At 38.4% G+C, this 15,570-nt stretch carries 13 protein-coding genes and 1 tRNA gene; 2 read left to right on the top strand and 12 right to left on the bottom strand.

Features of this window, described 5'->3' with window-relative positions; all coding sequences use genetic code 11:
• The first annotated feature begins 227 nt into the window (after positions 1-227).
• Positions 228-767, top strand: a complete 540-nt coding sequence (locus BLT95_RS11815; RefSeq protein WP_089666378.1) for a lipid-binding SYLF domain-containing protein — start codon at positions 228-230, stop codon at positions 765-767.
• 100 nt (positions 768-867) lie between these two features.
• Here BLT95_RS11815 and BLT95_RS11810 read toward each other — a convergent pair.
• From BLT95_RS11810 to BLT95_RS11780, 7 genes are all read right to left on the bottom strand, one after another.
• Positions 868-940: transfer RNA gene (locus tag BLT95_RS11810), tRNA-Met, on the bottom strand.
• 57 nt (positions 941-997) lie between these two features.
• The gene (locus BLT95_RS11805) at positions 998-1,351 is read right to left on the bottom strand and encodes an STAS/SEC14 domain-containing protein (RefSeq protein ID WP_089666377.1); all 354 of its coding nucleotides are present in this window, start codon (positions 1,349-1,351) and stop codon (positions 998-1,000) included.
• 67 nt (positions 1,352-1,418) lie between these two features.
• Positions 1,419-1,601 carry a CPXCG motif-containing cysteine-rich protein gene (locus tag BLT95_RS11800; protein WP_089666376.1) on the bottom strand — a complete coding sequence of 61 codons (183 nt, stop codon included), beginning with the start codon at positions 1,599-1,601 and terminating at the stop codon, positions 1,419-1,421.
• A 3-nt stretch (positions 1,602-1,604) separates the two neighbouring features.
• Positions 1,605-2,936, bottom strand: a complete 1,332-nt coding sequence (locus BLT95_RS11795; RefSeq protein WP_089666375.1) for a TolC family protein — start codon at positions 2,934-2,936, stop codon at positions 1,605-1,607.
• A 6-nt stretch (positions 2,937-2,942) separates the two neighbouring features.
• Complete coding sequence (locus tag BLT95_RS11790) at positions 2,943-6,206, bottom strand: efflux RND transporter permease subunit (protein WP_089666374.1); 3,264 nt, start codon at positions 6,204-6,206, stop codon at positions 2,943-2,945.
• Entirely contained in the window at positions 6,203-7,381 is a 1,179-nt protein-coding gene (locus BLT95_RS11785) for an efflux RND transporter periplasmic adaptor subunit (RefSeq protein ID WP_231896363.1), read from the bottom strand. The genes BLT95_RS11790 and BLT95_RS11785 overlap by 4 nt, the downstream gene beginning before the upstream one ends.
• Positions 7,382-7,424: 43 nt before the next feature.
• The gene (locus tag BLT95_RS11780; RefSeq protein ID WP_089666373.1) at positions 7,425-9,341 is read right to left on the bottom strand and encodes an ABC-F family ATP-binding cassette domain-containing protein; all 1,917 of its coding nucleotides are present in this window, start codon (positions 9,339-9,341) and stop codon (positions 7,425-7,427) included.
• Positions 9,342-9,393: 52 nt separating this feature from the next.
• Between BLT95_RS11780 and BLT95_RS11775 the strand changes: the two genes are divergently transcribed.
• A complete protein-coding gene (locus BLT95_RS11775) occupies positions 9,394-9,780 on the top strand; it encodes a DUF983 domain-containing protein (RefSeq protein WP_089666372.1) in 387 nt (128 codons plus the stop codon).
• On the opposite strand, the gene BLT95_RS11770 is transcribed toward BLT95_RS11775, so the two are convergent.
• The 5 genes from BLT95_RS11770 to gldK form a co-directional block, all read right to left on the bottom strand.
• Positions 9,777-10,835 carry an FAD-dependent oxidoreductase gene (locus BLT95_RS11770; RefSeq protein ID WP_089666371.1) on the bottom strand — a complete coding sequence of 353 codons (1,059 nt, stop codon included), beginning with the start codon at positions 10,833-10,835 and terminating at the stop codon, positions 9,777-9,779. The two genes, BLT95_RS11775 and BLT95_RS11770, sit on opposite strands and share 4 nt — an antisense overlap.
• Positions 10,836-10,931: 96 nt before the next feature.
• Positions 10,932-11,825 carry a gliding motility protein GldN gene (gene gldN / locus BLT95_RS11765; protein WP_089666370.1) on the bottom strand — a complete coding sequence of 298 codons (894 nt, stop codon included), beginning with the start codon at positions 11,823-11,825 and terminating at the stop codon, positions 10,932-10,934.
• A gap of 12 nt (positions 11,826-11,837) precedes the next feature.
• On the bottom strand, positions 11,838-13,379 hold the full coding sequence (gldM, locus tag BLT95_RS11760) for a gliding motility protein GldM (protein WP_089666369.1): 1,542 nt from the start codon (positions 13,377-13,379) through the stop codon (positions 11,838-11,840).
• A 50-nt stretch (positions 13,380-13,429) separates the two neighbouring features.
• Positions 13,430-14,077, bottom strand: coding sequence for a gliding motility protein GldL (gene gldL / locus BLT95_RS11755; protein ID WP_089666368.1), 648 nt, complete (start codon positions 14,075-14,077; stop codon positions 13,430-13,432).
• A gap of 60 nt (positions 14,078-14,137) precedes the next feature.
• The gene (gldK, locus tag BLT95_RS11750) at positions 14,138-15,502 is read right to left on the bottom strand and encodes a gliding motility lipoprotein GldK (protein WP_089666367.1); all 1,365 of its coding nucleotides are present in this window, start codon (positions 15,500-15,502) and stop codon (positions 14,138-14,140) included.
• Between the last annotated feature and the right edge of the window lie 68 nt (positions 15,503-15,570).

The following is a 15,570-nucleotide window of genomic DNA, read 5'->3' as shown; positions in this document are numbered from 1 at the left end:
ACTAAAGGTGATGAACTCACAATGATAAATGAGTTCATCACCTTTTTTATACACAGAAATTTGAAAATTTTCTATACTAAAGATCAGATTGATTTTCATTTAGAGGCTGCGATTTAGTTAACACGCTCTTAGTAAGTTGCTTAAAAAAATACTAAATAACATCCGGTTAACAGATAAGATACATTGCATCAATTACATTTAAACTAACCAAAAAAATAAAAAATATTATGAAGAATTTAAGCAGATTAGGTCTAGTAGCAATTTTTATTACTCTTATAAGTTGTGGGCCCGGAAAAAGTGGTAGCGGAGACGTTGATGCACTTATAAGCGATTCCAGAGATGCTAAAGCAGCTATGATGCAGGCTGATGGCAATATTGAAGAATTATTCAACACATCGGCAGGATACGCCATTTTCCCGAATGTTGGGAAAGGAGCTTATATCATTGGAGGTGCATCCGGGAACGGTGTTGTTTATGAAAACGGAACAATGATAGGCTATTCTAATTTAAAACAGGTAGATGTTGGTCTTCAGGTTGGTGGAAAAGCCTATAGAGAAGTTTTGTTTTTTGAAACTAAAGATGACCTGGATGACTTTAAAGATGGTGAGTATGAACTTTCTGGAAACGCTACCGCTGTAATCATAGAAAAAGGAAAATCTAAAACTATCAAATTTAATGATGGTATTGCAGTCGCTACTATGCCCAAAGCAGGAGCGATGGTTGGAGTATCTGTTGCTGGACAGAGGTTTGGCTATACTGAAAAGTAAATGAATAGTTGAAGTAAAGAAAAACCGACTTAATTGTCGGTTTTTTTATGTTCTGCCCTGAATAAAAAAAGCCATTCGATATGAATGGCTTTGAATTTAGTAGCGGGAACTGGACTCGAACCAGTGACCTTCGGGTTATGAGCCCGACGAGCTACCTACTGCTCTATCCCGCGATATTGGACGGCAAATATACTATCATTTTTAGATATCTACCAAACTTTTTAGAGAAATTATAATGAAATCCATTGAATGGCATCCAGACGTTCCTTAAGGTCATAGGTCTTCACTTCCACATCAAGGAAAATATCTGACACGTTTACAGCGTTTTGAAACCAGAGACTATCTGTTACAATAGCTATTTTATCAAAATGCTCTGAGTTAGAATACTTGAATTTTATTCCTTTCAATAATGCGAAAAATGTAATATGTCTGCCTTTTTCTAGCTCAATAAAGACATTTACCTTGTCATGAATTTCAAGTTTCAACTGAATTTCAGCTATTATTTTATCAAGGGTTTCATTGGTAAGATCCCGGTCTACTATTAATCCAATCACATGGCCGGCAAGATCGAAAGTTGATAACATGTTAGTTTTATAGAAGTTGTAGTAAAGCTAACTAATTATTTCAACAGATTCTCTTGTAGCAAAATTTTTATTGCTCAATATCTGAAGCCTGGAACTCCACCAGTTCATTTTCTTCAAAGGCTATTTGAAATTCAATAGGACGGCAGCATACTTCGCAATCTTCAATATAAGTTTGTGTGGATACAGAAGGATCCAACAATACTGATACTTCTTCCCAGCAATATGGACATTGAAAAAAATGCTCGTACATAGTCTAAAGTTCTACATTCAATAATTGTCCGGTTAACTGAAGAAGTTGTAATTCTGAAAGTTTTGCGTCATATTTTGCAAGATTGAGACTGGTCTTTGCATCAATAAGATTTATTTGTGCCTGCCGAAACTCAATAGATGTTATTCTACCAAGCTTATACTGTTCTTCAGATCTATTAAAGTTATCAAGGTTAGTTTTTACATTCTCCTCCTGAACAGATAAAATATAGAGCTTATTTTCATAATCCCCTAGCGCATTCGCGATATCCCTTCTTACCTCGCTTTCCAGCTGTTTTTTACGAAGTTCCTGACTTTGGTACCTTATCTTCGAGTTCTTGATTTGTACATTAGTTGTTCCACCATCAAAAATATCCCATCTAAGATTCACTCCTGCTGCAAATCCGTCGGTTGTAGTAGTAGACCCCGGAAAGAATGCAGTTGCAGCGCTACGGTTTCTATTCCAACCATAAGAACCTGTTAGATCAACAGTGGGGAGATATCCAGATTTACTAATCTTAATATCATATTCGCTTATTTCCAGGTTTTGATCTATTTGAAGCAGTGAAACATTGTTCGCTTCTGCTGTTTCTATAAAGCTGTCCAATTCAAGTTCGTTAACAAAGTTTACCGTGGTATCCACTTCAAACTGATTGGCGTTAATTTCGCGATTCAACAAAACATTAAGGTCCCTCTTGGTATTTTTTAGTTGCTGTTCTGTTTCCAGTACTGCTATGCTATCATTATTTACGTCTACTCTGGCATTTAAAACTACAAGGTTATTGGCCTGGCCGTATTCAAATTGGTACTGGGCTCTGGTAACCCTGTTCTTAGAGATTTCCAGGGTTTCTTCAAGAACACCAATATTTTCTGTAAGTCGTGCTATTTCATAATAAACACTCATAACTTGTAGAATAGAGTTCTCGATGGTTTCCCTAGCCTGAAGCCTGGACAGGTCATACTGCTCTTTCAGGCTTTTAAAGTTGTAATACCTTCCCAAACCATCAAAAAGTGTATACCCAAGGTTGATTGACGCGTTATACCGGTTACTTTCAATACCTTGCTGATCTACAATCTCTCCATTATTAGGTTCTGTAAGCCTGTCGTTCAAATCATAATCTGCGCCGGCAAGCCCTGTTAGCGATGGCAAATATCCAGAATTCCAAATACTCTGATTATTTTCAGCAATTTCAACTTCATTTTCTGATAATCGGATATCAAAATTATTCTCTAACATTCGGGAAATAACCTCCTCTTTATCAAGTATCTCTTGTGCAAAACAACCAACACTACTAAACAAAATGACCGAAAAATATAAAATTGATGATATTAATCTCATTAAAACTTATTTATCTTGAGGTTGAAGTTTGCTTTTCTGTGAACTGTCATTTCCATTTGCTTCCTCGATTTCATTTTGACGTTTTTCTTCTTCATTTTGTTCCCTAATAACACGTTCAACAGATTCTCTACTCACACTTTCACCTGTTTTTAGCCATTTTGCCTGCGTCTTAACTGAATTGGTTATTGACAACAACAATGGCAATATCAGTAACGTAAGAAACGTGGCTATAAAAATACCATAGGCAATAGAGATTGCCATAGGTTTTAAGAACTGGGCTTGTCGGCTTTTCTCCAGTAAAAGGGGTGCAATACCAGCAATGGTAGTCAATGAGGTCAGGAAAATAGCTCTAAAACGTGATTTGCCCGCTTCAATCAGCGCTTTTTCAAATTTCACACCATCCCGAAGGTAGGTATTAAATTTACCTATGAGCACCAGTCCGTCGTTCACCATAATTCCAATTAAAGCAATGATCCCTAAAAGTGACAGGATATTTACCGGAAATCCATGTATGAAATGTCCCCAAGCAACTCCTATAATGCTGAATGGGATCATCAACATCAATAAGAATGGCTGACTATAACTTCTAAAAGTAAAGGCAATAACTGCATAAATTAAGAAAAGAATGACCGGAAACACCTTTTGCGCAGATTTGGTCAATTTTTCTGCCTCCCTGTTCTGGCCTTCGTAAGACACCGAAACACTTGGATATTTAGATAAAATATCTGGTAAAATATTTCCATCTATATTGGCAATAGCATCGGTGGCGCTGGCATCGGGATCTTCCATATCGGCCTCCACCCTTATCTCACGTAAACCTTCCAGGTGACTAATAGATTCTGTTCCTCGTCTAATATTATAACTGGCAATTTCGCCAAATGGCACCCTATTACCGTCTGGTGTAACGATTCGCATATCGTCAAGGTCATTAATAGACTCCCGGTTACTGCGATCATATCGTACCCAGACGCGAATCTCATCCTGTCCACGCTGGAAACGTTGTGCCTGAAGTCCAAAAAATCCTGCACGCACCTGGCTCATCACTTCACTTAAATTTAATCCCAACGCATAGGCATTCTCCTTTAAGTCTATAGTAATTTCCTTAATCCCGTCAGGATCTGTATCGGTTACATCCTTCAAAACCGGGTTCTCCTCCATCGCCGACTTTAGTTCAACTTTGGCCTGTTCTAATTCAGTTAAATTATTACCCAGTAACGATACTGAAACCGGCTTTCCACCAAAGTTCCCGCCAGAACCAAAAGTTAAACGCTCTACGCCATACACTTCTCCTACTTCATCCCTAATTGCATTGGTGATTTCTGGAGAACCAAAATCACGTTCTTCTCCCGGCAGCAAATTCACACGAAGTGAAGCTTTATTATTTCCGGGGCCTACTCTCCTTACTATATTCTTTACGACTTGCTTATTACCGGTTTGTCGCTCGGTAAAGTCTTCATTTACCCGCCAGGCAGCATCTTCCACCATAGAAATAATACTATCTGTCTTTCTTGGGTTGGTACCTTCAGGCATCAGTAGATCAATACTTACACGGTCACTGGCGATACTTGGAAATAAGGTTACATTCACTACCCCTCCCATCACAGAGCCTATAGTTAAAATAAACAAAGTGATTAAAATAGAAAGGCTTAAAAAACGGTTTGAAACCGTCGCACGTACAACCGGCTCATAGAGTTTATCGCGTAAATATTGCATAAAGCGATCTCCATATTCATTGAATTTCCTCAATTTCAGGAAAAATTTCGCCAGCCCCTTCTTCTTCTTTTTCTCTGCCTCAGATTCCCTTACCAGGGCTTTAGAATGCGCAATATGTGCTGGTAAAATGATCAACGCTTCTATTAAGGATACTACCAGCGTAAGGATGACCACTGTGCTCACCTCGCCAAAGAACTGCCCAATACGGCTATCCAAGAATAAAAAGGTAGAAAATGCAAGTACCGTGGTAATTATAGCAGACAGGATTGGGGGCACAACTTCTAATGTTCCATCTATTGCCGCCTGTACCGGTTTTTTACCTCTTTCGTAATGCTGATAGATATTTTCTGAGATCACTATACCATCATCCACCAGAATTCCAATCACGATGATCATCCCAAAGAGAGAAAGAACATTGATTGTTACCCCAAAAGAACCGGCAAAAATAAACATTCCAAGGAATGAAATAGGCAAACCAAAGGCCACCCAGAATGCCAAACGCGTATTCAGGAAAAAAGATAAAAACAATAACACAAGCAGGATCCCGACAGCTCCATTTTCAATGAGCAACTGTGTTCTCTGATTAAGTGTAATACTACGATCGTCCTCTACAATAATTTGCAGCGTATCGTTTTTTTCATTGAACTCCTCCACATAGTTCCGCACTTTTTCAGCAGCGGAAACCAAATCTTCATTATTCGTAGTTGAAATATTCACGCTCACAGCAACCCGTCCATTGATATAGGAAGCATTAGGGGTTTCTGAAAAACGGTCTCTAACGGTGGCTACATCCTCTAAAGTAACCACTGTCCCATCAGGTTGGGATTTAACCACCAGTTTATTTAGCTCTTTACCGTAATAAGATCTGTTATCTGCACGAATTAAAAAGTCTTCTTCCTGGGTTTTAATACTACCTCCTGTAGTAAGAATATTAGCTTGAGATACTGCCCTCGCTACTTCGCTAAAAGTAAGATTGAATGCCAGCAGGTCATTTTCATTAACAGCGATCTCTATTTCCTCATCTGGAAAACCGGATAGTTCAATTTGTGAAAGACCATCCATGTTACGAAGATCGTATTCTATCTGCCGGCCAATTTGTTTTAAAGTGGCCAGATCTACTCCTTCTCCACTAACAAAAAAATCGAAAGTTTCCCGGATATTTTCCTGTTTGGCGACCACCAAAGGCTCCATGCCGCTTGGGAAGTTAGGCACACGATCTACCGCATTCTTAACTTCGGAAAGCATCACGTCTATATCCTCATCAGAATCTATTTCTACCGTAATACTCCCGCCATTTTCTCTGGAAACGGAGGTCACCCGTTCCACACCTACCAATCCTTTGAGATTGTCCTCGATTTTCAGAACGATCCCTTCCTCTATCTCTTCAGGAGCTGCGCCGGGATATGCGATATTGATATTAATGATTTCAGATTCGATCAAAGGAAAGAACGAAGATTGCATGCGCAACATCCCGATAACACCAAATATCACGAACGCGATGATCATTATGTTTACCGCAACATGATATTTGATAAAATAACTGATGACCTTTCTCATTGACTGATGTTTTCCAAATTGTTATCTGGATTATCGTTACTGGTTTCTTCAGCAATCCTTACTCTCATTCCATTATAAGCTCCGGAAACCTGCCTGGTTAAGATCACCTCACCGTCTGGAACTCCTTTAATTACTGCCTTTTTATCAGAAAAATAAACGGGATTTACCTCTATACTCTTTAATATTGAATCGTTTACCGCAAAGATCTCGTTTCTATCGTTTACAAGGCTTCGATCTATTTCAATGGCATTTTGTTCCTCTTTTGCATCCAGGCTAGCTTGCAGATACATGCCTTCCTTTAGTGTACTATCTTTCACTTCGATAAAAACATTTACCGTTTGCGTAGCCTGATCAATTTTAGCATTGATGCGACTTACCGTTCCGGTATAGGTTTTAGTTCCATTGTTATTAGTGAGACTTACCTTTTCGTCAACTCTTAAAAGATCGGCATATTCCTTAGCAATAGAGACCTGAAGCTCATAAATATCAGGATCTATAAATTCTCCCAATTTCTGACCGTTTCTAATAAGTGTTCCTTCAGTAACAAGGGCTTCTGTTAATACTCCATCAAAAGGGGCTGAAATACGATATTTAACAAGACGTTGCTCTAAGTTCTTAATATTAAAATACGCCGTATTAATCCCTCTGCCATTGATAAAATAGCGCTCCTTATCGTTAGAGGGTTCAGGTAAAGGAGGTACAGTACTGTTCACATCAAAACTATTCAAATACTCCTGCCACTTCGGAAAAATTTCCGGATAATCCATACGTAGATCGGGCATGATGGCGGTAATTTGGTTGTAAAGGTCGCTTTTTGCCGATTGAACACTTGCCTCATATTCAGATGCATCGATCTTTAAAAGGGTTTGCCCACGTTTATACGCCTGGCCGGGTTTGAAAGATTTTGCGCTATACCTGAATACTCCCTGCACTTCAGCATAAAGTTCTACCCGCCGTTTAGCCACCAGGTTCCCATTTGCGGGAATGTTGATAGAGATCGTTGAATTTTGAATAGTATCTACAAAAACCGTTTTTACGGTCTTCTTAAGATTCGGCTTTGGTTCCTCCTTACTATCAATAATGGCCTTAGCTGCAAAAACTGCGAAGACGATAAGCAGTACACCTAAAACAGATAGAATTATTTCTCTTTTATTCATAACAGTATTAGGACTCATTCAAGTCCCGATGGTTTAATTAAAAATAAGAAAAAAGTCAGGTTTAGCTAATCTGCTCAATTGCAAGCTGCAGATCTTCCCACTCTTCCATTAGCTTTTCCAGTTTTTTCTTAGATTTATTATAATTGGTGAGAAAATCTGGCTTAGTAATAGTTTCTTCATAATTACCGGCAAGCTGTTTATCTTTGGATTTCAGTTCTTTTTCAAGCTTAGTGATATTAGATTCGGTCTTACTAAGCTTGTTCTTTAGCCTTTTCAATTCCTTTTGATCGGAAAACGAAGTTTTCTCAGAACTATTATTTTTAGTTTTTGAGACCTTTGTTTTATCACTCTTCTCTACAGCCCTCATATCCTGAAGTTTTCTCTGTTCCAGATAATAGTCTATATCTCCAAGATACTCTTTAATTTTGTGGTTTCTGAATTCATAGACCCTGCTGGTTAAATTTTGCAAAAAATCCCTGTCGTGAGAAACGATAATCAGTGTCCCTTCAAAATTGTTCAGTGCGTCTTTTAGAACGTTCTTAGATTTAATATCAAGGTGGTTGGTAGGCTCATCCATTACCAGCACATTAAAAGGCTCCAATAACATTTTACACAAGGCAAGCCTGTTTCTCTCACCTCCTGAAAGCACTTTTACTTTCTTTTCTACTTCATCACCTCTAAATAGAAATGCCCCCAGCATATCGCGAACTTTAGTTCGATTTTTTTCATTGGAAGCATCTTCCATGGTTTGAAGAATTGTCTTCTCGCCATCAAGATAATCTGACTGATTCTGGGCAAAATAGCCCAACTCAACATTATGACCAAGCTTTAATTTTCCTTGGTGCTCAATTTCTCCAATGATTATCTTGGCCAGGGTAGTTTTTCCCTGCCCGTTTTGACCCACAAAGGCGATCTTGCTCTGTCGCTCAATTAAAAGATTTACATCTCTCAGTACTTTTTTATCGCCATAAGCTTTTTCCAGATGCTCGGTTTCTATAACCACTTTTCCTGGATTTACAGAAACTGGAAAATTCACGCTCATAACAGAATTGTCGTCCTCGTCCACTTCAATACGATCAACCTTTTCTAATTTCTTGATCAGAGATTGCGCCATGGATGCTTTACTCGCCTTAGCACGAAACTTATCGATAAGCTTTTCTGTATTCTCTATTTCCTTCTGCTGATTTTTTTGCGCTGCCAGTTGTTGCTCTCTAAGCTCTTTCCTGAATTCGATAAATTCAGAATATGGTTTTCTATAATCATAGATGCTGCCAAGGGAAATTTCAATACTTCGGTTCGTCACATTATTCAAAAACATCTTATCGTGAGAAACCAGCATTACCGATCCCGGATAATTATTCAGAAAACTTTCCAGCCAGATGATACTTTCAATATCAAGGTGATTGGTAGGCTCATCGAGCAGAAGAATATCGTTATTCTGAAGTAATAATTTTGCGAGCTCAATCCTCATTCTCCATCCCCCGGAAAATGTTTCAGTAAGCCTGTCAAAATCTTCCCTTTCAAATCCAAGTCCCTGAAGAACCTTTTCTGTTTCCCCCTCGTAATTATACCCTCCAATGATCTCATACTGGTGGGTGATCTCGCTGAGATCCTGGATTAGATCATTATATGATTCGCTTTCATAATCTGTTCTGGTGGCAAGCTGCTCATTGATCACCGCCATTTTAGCCTCGAGTTTTTTAATTTCCTCAAAAGCTTGATGGGCTTCATCAATAACCGTTCTCCCCTTCTCAAAATCCAGATCTTGCTTTAAAAAGCCAATTTTCAGCTCTTTATCTTTTGCAATTTGACCGGTGTCATACTCCTGTTCTCCAGAAATAATTTTTAGCAAAGTAGACTTTCCTGCCCCATTTTTCCCAATAAGACCAACTCTGTCCCCAGCTCCCAGCCTAAAACTAATTTCCTTAAAAAGATATTCCCCCTGAAAGGATATAGAAAGATTATGAATATTAAGCATTAACGCATATTTTTTGCAAAGATGCTTAAATTTGCATTGCAAAAAAAATAAGATGAGTCTTCTTAAAGGAACTAAAATTTACAGCATTTTTACAGGTACATGTCCTGTATGTCAGGAAGAAAGCATGTACGAAGAAAAGAACCCTTACAAGCTGCACAGGGTTTTTAAAATGCATGAACGTTGCAGTAATTGTGAAACAAAATATAAGATAGAGCCGTCTTTTTTTTATGGAGCTATGTATGTTAGCTATGCGGTAGGCATTGCCTTTTCTGTAGCTGCATTTATTATTTCATATATATTTCTAAATGCATCATTACTAACTTCATTTTTCGCAATTGTTGGGACATTAATAATTTTTATGCCAGTGATCATGAGGCTTTCCAGGAATATATGGATCAATCTATTTTTTAGTTATAAGAAAAATACCGGGCAGGTCTAATTTATTTTAAAATGCTTTTTCGTGAATCGTTGCAGGTCAATTTCGGGATGCAGTGAATTATCGCTCTCTATATTTTTTAATAAAGCTTCTGCCATATTTGGAGCTATAAGAACTCCTCTGCTGCCAAAACCATTGCAGCAATACATATTGCTAATTTCGGGGTGAGTACCCACCAGTGGCTTCCTATCTGAGACAGCTGGCCTTATTCCTGCTACCTGATCTACAACTCTAAAATCACAACGAATTAATTTCTGTAATTCTTTTACCAGTTTTTCCCTGGAACCGGCAGTTACGCCCGGTGTTTTATCCTTATTATCGTAGGTCGCTCCAACTTTATAGAGATCATTTCCCAGAGGCATTATAAAAACAGAAGCCTTAACAGCAAAATCAAGCTGAAGCTCTTCAGAATGTATCACAATATATTCCCCTTTATTTCCTCTTAGTGGTAAATAATTAAAAAATGGATTCTTCTTAAGACCAAAACCTTCACAGAAAATAATATTTTTGGCCTGAATATCGCCATACTGTATGTACCCTTGATTTAACTCTAATGTAGAATAATCAAAATGTTCATTCTCAAAATGCCCTTTCTCATTCAAATAATCCCTGTAGTTATCTAATAATTTTACAGTGTCCACATTGCCGGTTTTAAGAACCTTACCTAGAGAATATTCAGCCTTTAAGTTGGGGTTGGTATTCTTTTGAATTTCAGGATCCAGGAATGAAGATAGTTTTGGTTTATCCAAAGCAATGAACCAATCATTTTGTTCTTCCACCGAATGAAACCTGCGATAGATATTCCATTCATGAACTAGTTTTACACGTAGTTTCTGCTCCAGATTACGATAGAATGGCAGCGCAGTTTCCATTTGTTCCGCAGCATTCCATGCTGGAGTGAAACGTTTTAGGATCACCGGGTTAAAGATTCCACCGGCAACATAGGAAGAACTCTGAGAATTATCTTCAAAAACAAGAAAGCTCTTTTTCCTGTTTATTAAACCTTCTGAAATAGCGAGGCCACTAAGCCCCAATCCAACAACTATATAATCCAACATGGGATAAAGATATTAAGGCTCAAAATGAATATCAACTAAGCAGATAAAAAAAGGCGCTCCAGGAGCGCCTTGATATTTTTAAATATATTTATGGAATTAGTAACTCCACATATCCTGTTCAAAATTTCTGATCTGTTCTTTGATGCGCTGAGACTCCAGCAGCTGCATAAATGCATTGTCTGCTATATATTCGTCTATCTCACGATCTCCCTGAACGTTATCTTCTTTGTAGATAACCCCATCAAAACGCCTTGAATTCAGTAAATGATCAAAAGAAATTACCTGGGATGTATTCCCCCCAGTAAACACTTTTGCATCATGTAAAACTTCTCTTGCATCGGGGTACCAAACCCAGAATAATTCTACCAGATCTGTTTGGCCTGAATCAATAAAGTTAACATCTGGCGCTACGGGAGCAATTCCCAATAGTCGATATTTTAATTCGGCCAGACGCTTATCAAAATACCACATTCCACGAACATGATACTCGGCTATATCAGCCGCTCCAAGATCACGACGATCAATAAACTGACCATCTACCTCTTCACCAGCATTGTATTGCTCAATACCTAGATCTGTTGTATCTACCTTCGATAAAGTAGCACTGATATCTTTTAATGTACGTTTTTCAGTAAAATAAGAGTCAGCATATACGTTTTGAATCTTACCCTGTTTAATAGCACCTACAAGTACATCGTAAAGCGATCTTCTGTCTGAACCAATATTATTAGTGTCTATTGGATAATAAAGTGGAAAATTCACTCTTTCATCAAGATCTATAATCTCCCAGGTTCCTTTAGACCACAGGATATCGCGATCTCCGACATACCCATATTCCAGTGGTTTATCCTCTTCATCTACCATTGCCTGAGCTTCCGATTTTTTCCCAATATCATCGGGCTTATTGGCGTTCAGGATATTTGCCTGACCGAAAGAAGAGACACCCATCATCATCACAAAACCATATACAAAAATTTCTTTCACGCTCATTTTATTAAAATTTTAGTTCGTCAGCTCAATTAATACAGCTGCCACTTTCTTAAGCTTATAACTTGAGTTTCCTGCAAGTGAAGCATTAATATCATAGATCTGAACTGTTTCACCTCTACCTGCACGTCTTAGCGCCGCTTTAGCTCTATCGTCCAGCCTGCTTCCATTTACAATAATAGTTGGTTGTCCAGGCACCTTAAATTTAAAGCTCGAAACATTAAGATTAAGATCGAAATCGAAATCTGGAAGGTTCGCACCCACAGTTGCGATCTCAAGACTATTTCTTTGCATAGATACAGATCCGTCTTCACCACGGATTGTTCCAACCGGTCTAGGGATATCTTTTACTCTAAAGGTTTTCTTATCTGAAACAGATTTACCTCCAGGTAATGTTCCACTTACACTAATGGTTACTTCTCTAGCCTGTAGTGTGGTTACATCCATCAAGTAACTTCCTGCTCCACCAGACTGCCTTAAACCGGGAGCGTTTGCACTAACACTGCTTACTCCTGGAATAGAAATGGTCATCGGGTTCTGAACCCCGCGATAAACCACATTCATTTTATCTGCAGAAATTACCGCTGAATTAGGTAACGGGATTACGTTATAAGAATCAGATATCTCTATACTTTTTAAAGTATCGTTCTCCATATACTGCAGTTCACCAGTGATCTTTTGCTCCCCAACATTTCCTGCTGGAAAATCTAAAACTACCTGGCCTGCTTCTAGATTATCTACCTTCTTTCCGTTAATAACAACGTTCTCAAATTGCAGTGTATTATCAAAACGACCAAGAACTACCTTACCCTGGAAGTTTTCCCCGCTAAAAAAAGCTGGCTTACTTGGAATTACAATAGCCTCATAATTCTTAAGGGATACATCACTTTGAAGCTGACCTGAAAGCATAGAAGATAGAATCTCACTTTCTGTGCTCTTAATATCGGCCTGCATTTGAGTTAGCTGAGTGATAGATGCAACTAAAGGAAATCCTTCAAAGCGGTATTTCAACCACGGTACTTTAGCACCTTCCACATTCTCCTCTTCTGTTGCAAATTCTTTCTGAACATTTACTTTTTGAGCAATGGTGTTATATTCATTATCCAAAATTTCAGAAACACCATTTCTATAGGTTTCAATTTGTGCAAGGAATTCTTCTCCCTTAGGTGAAATTCTACCACTCTGAAAGAACATTTCATCCATTGCACTGGATTGATCCATCGTTTCATAATCATTAGGATCATCTACTGAAGTTTCCAATTCTTCTTTAATTCCTTCTATATACTGAGTGAAATTTGAAGATAATTCATGAATCTTATCAGCGTCTGCTTTAATGCTGGTATATTTTGCAGGTTGCTCTTCTACCTTCGTAGCAAGTCCCGCCATTAAAGCATTATTTCTTTCTTCGTAATTTGCTGTAGAAGCCGTAAGCTTCTCATTCATTAATCCAAAAGCGGTAAGAACCTCTTTGGACATATTTAGTGCCATCATAGCGATGAAAACCAGATACATTAGGTTTATCATCTTCTGCCTTGGCGATTGTTTTCCGGATGCCATGTCTAATTTGTTATTTTAAAATTAATAAAACAGCTTAATTGAAAATTCAATTAGACTCTTGGTTTTCCGTTCATTGCAGTCAACATTCCACCATAAACATTGTTTAATGACGCCATATTATTCGCAAGTGAATCCATTTGTGTTTTTAGTTTCCCGGCATTATCAGCAACCTCCTGATTAACTTCAGCTTGTTTAGCTGCAGATTCTACCTGGGCTTTATAAATATTATTCAAAGTTTCCATTTGAGCAGCGGCAACACTTAATTCTTCACTGTATTTCTTCTGAGAAGCCATAGAATCTACAGTTGGGGCTATACCTTTGGCGGCTCCTTCAAAATTTCTAATACTATCTCCTAAAGAAGACATTAGATTCGCATCTAATTTGGCCTCTTTTAGCATTGCATCCAGTTTTTTAGAAAGCATTCCTTCTGCTTCTTTCTCTTCAGCAACCACTGCGCTCCTATTTCTTCCTGGTCCTCCAGCAAGTTCAGGGTAAACCAGTGACCAGTCCAGGTCATCATCTACAGGTTCAAATGCAGAGTAAGCAAATACCAATGCTTCTACTACAAGTCCTAATATTAACATTGGGTTTCCACCAGGCCAGTGCATGATTTTAAACAGGGCACCCAGAATAACTACAGATGCTCCCAGACCATACACCATATTGGTCACTTTTTTTGTTGATCTTGAATTTGCCATAACTCTAATGTTTAGATTTTCTTAGTTGATTTATTGATAGGTTTAAGTTCAAAATTTAAATTATGGATTCTTCTGGTTAAGAGTTACGTCTGTTCCAAGATAATCCTGAACAGTTCTAAAACCTATATAACTTCTAGCTGAATCCATATACTCATAATCTCTGGAGCTTACCTGAAGGAAGTAGGCCACATCTTTCCAGGAACCTCCACGCACTACTTTTCTTCGATCTTCCGGGTTATTAACGGTAGGGTTCATTGTAGACATATATTCATACGACCCCGGATCGTAAGATGAATCCACCCATTCTGCCACATTACCTGCCATGTTATAAAGTCCATAATCATTAGGATCGTAGGACTTTGCCTCGACGGTATACAATGCCTGATCTGCTGCATAATCTCCTCGTAAAGGTTTGAAATTAGCCATAAAACATCCACGATCGTTCAGCGTATAAGGACCACCCCATGGGTAAGAAGCTCCCTGAAGGCCACCTCTGGCTGCATATTCCCACTCCCCTTCTGTCGGCAATCTATAAGTTGGAACATTCGCATCTCCCTTTTCACGTCTAAAATCATTATGATATTTTGTCCTCCACTGTGTAAAAGCCCTGGCCTGTTTCCAGGAAACCCCTACAACTGGATAATCATCAAAAGCGCTATGCCAGAAATAATCATTATGCATAGGTTCGTTATATGAATAATTGAAATCTTTGATCCAAACGGTGGTATCGGGATAGATCGCAACCTCTTCTTTTTTTATGAAATTACTTCTTTTACCCTGGGTTTTTGCTGCAGACTGAATATCCATATATGAATACATGAACTTCAGTTTTTTAACGTCTATGGTACGCTGGCCATTGTACACCTCGTCCATTGGGATATACATAGAATCCATCACCTCGGCATAATACACATCAGGATAATCCTGAGTGTCCCAGACTATATCAATATCCTTATTTAGTCTTCTGTTCGCGTAATCATCTGTAGGCCCACCCTGACCATATGTATTCAACATATATTCTTCATAAGGTGTCATTTCTCCTTCTTCAGCATCAGCAAATGCATATTCACCAATGGCATCATCACCTGGTGTAGCACCCTGCAGTTCTGCCATAATCGCAAGATTAACCCTAACTATAGAGTCTCTTACATAATCTACAAATTGTCTGTATTCAGAATTGGTTATTTCAGTTTCATCCATATAAAATGAACGTACTGTAACCGTTTTTGGTGGTGCATTTTTCTGGCCGGCTATATCATCATCAGATTTACCCATAATGAACGCTCCGCCAGGAATTAATGTCATACCATAAGGCTTTTCCGGATTCCACTTCTTTCCCTCCGCACCTACAAGCTGTCCACGATCGCCACCGCCACAGCTCGAAAGCAAGGCTAGAACAGCAATGAGCGAAATATACTTCTTCATAATTATCTTAGGTTAAGACATTTTAATTTACGGCAGTAAACCTATCTAATTATTTTTTAAAAAACAAT

It is taken from the genome of Gramella sp. MAR_2010_147, assembly GCF_900105135.1.
GTDB lineage: Bacteria > Bacteroidota > Bacteroidia > Flavobacteriales > Flavobacteriaceae > Christiangramia.
The sequence above is the reverse complement of the archived record's forward strand: the minus strand, read 5'-3'. Positions and strand labels throughout refer to the sequence as shown.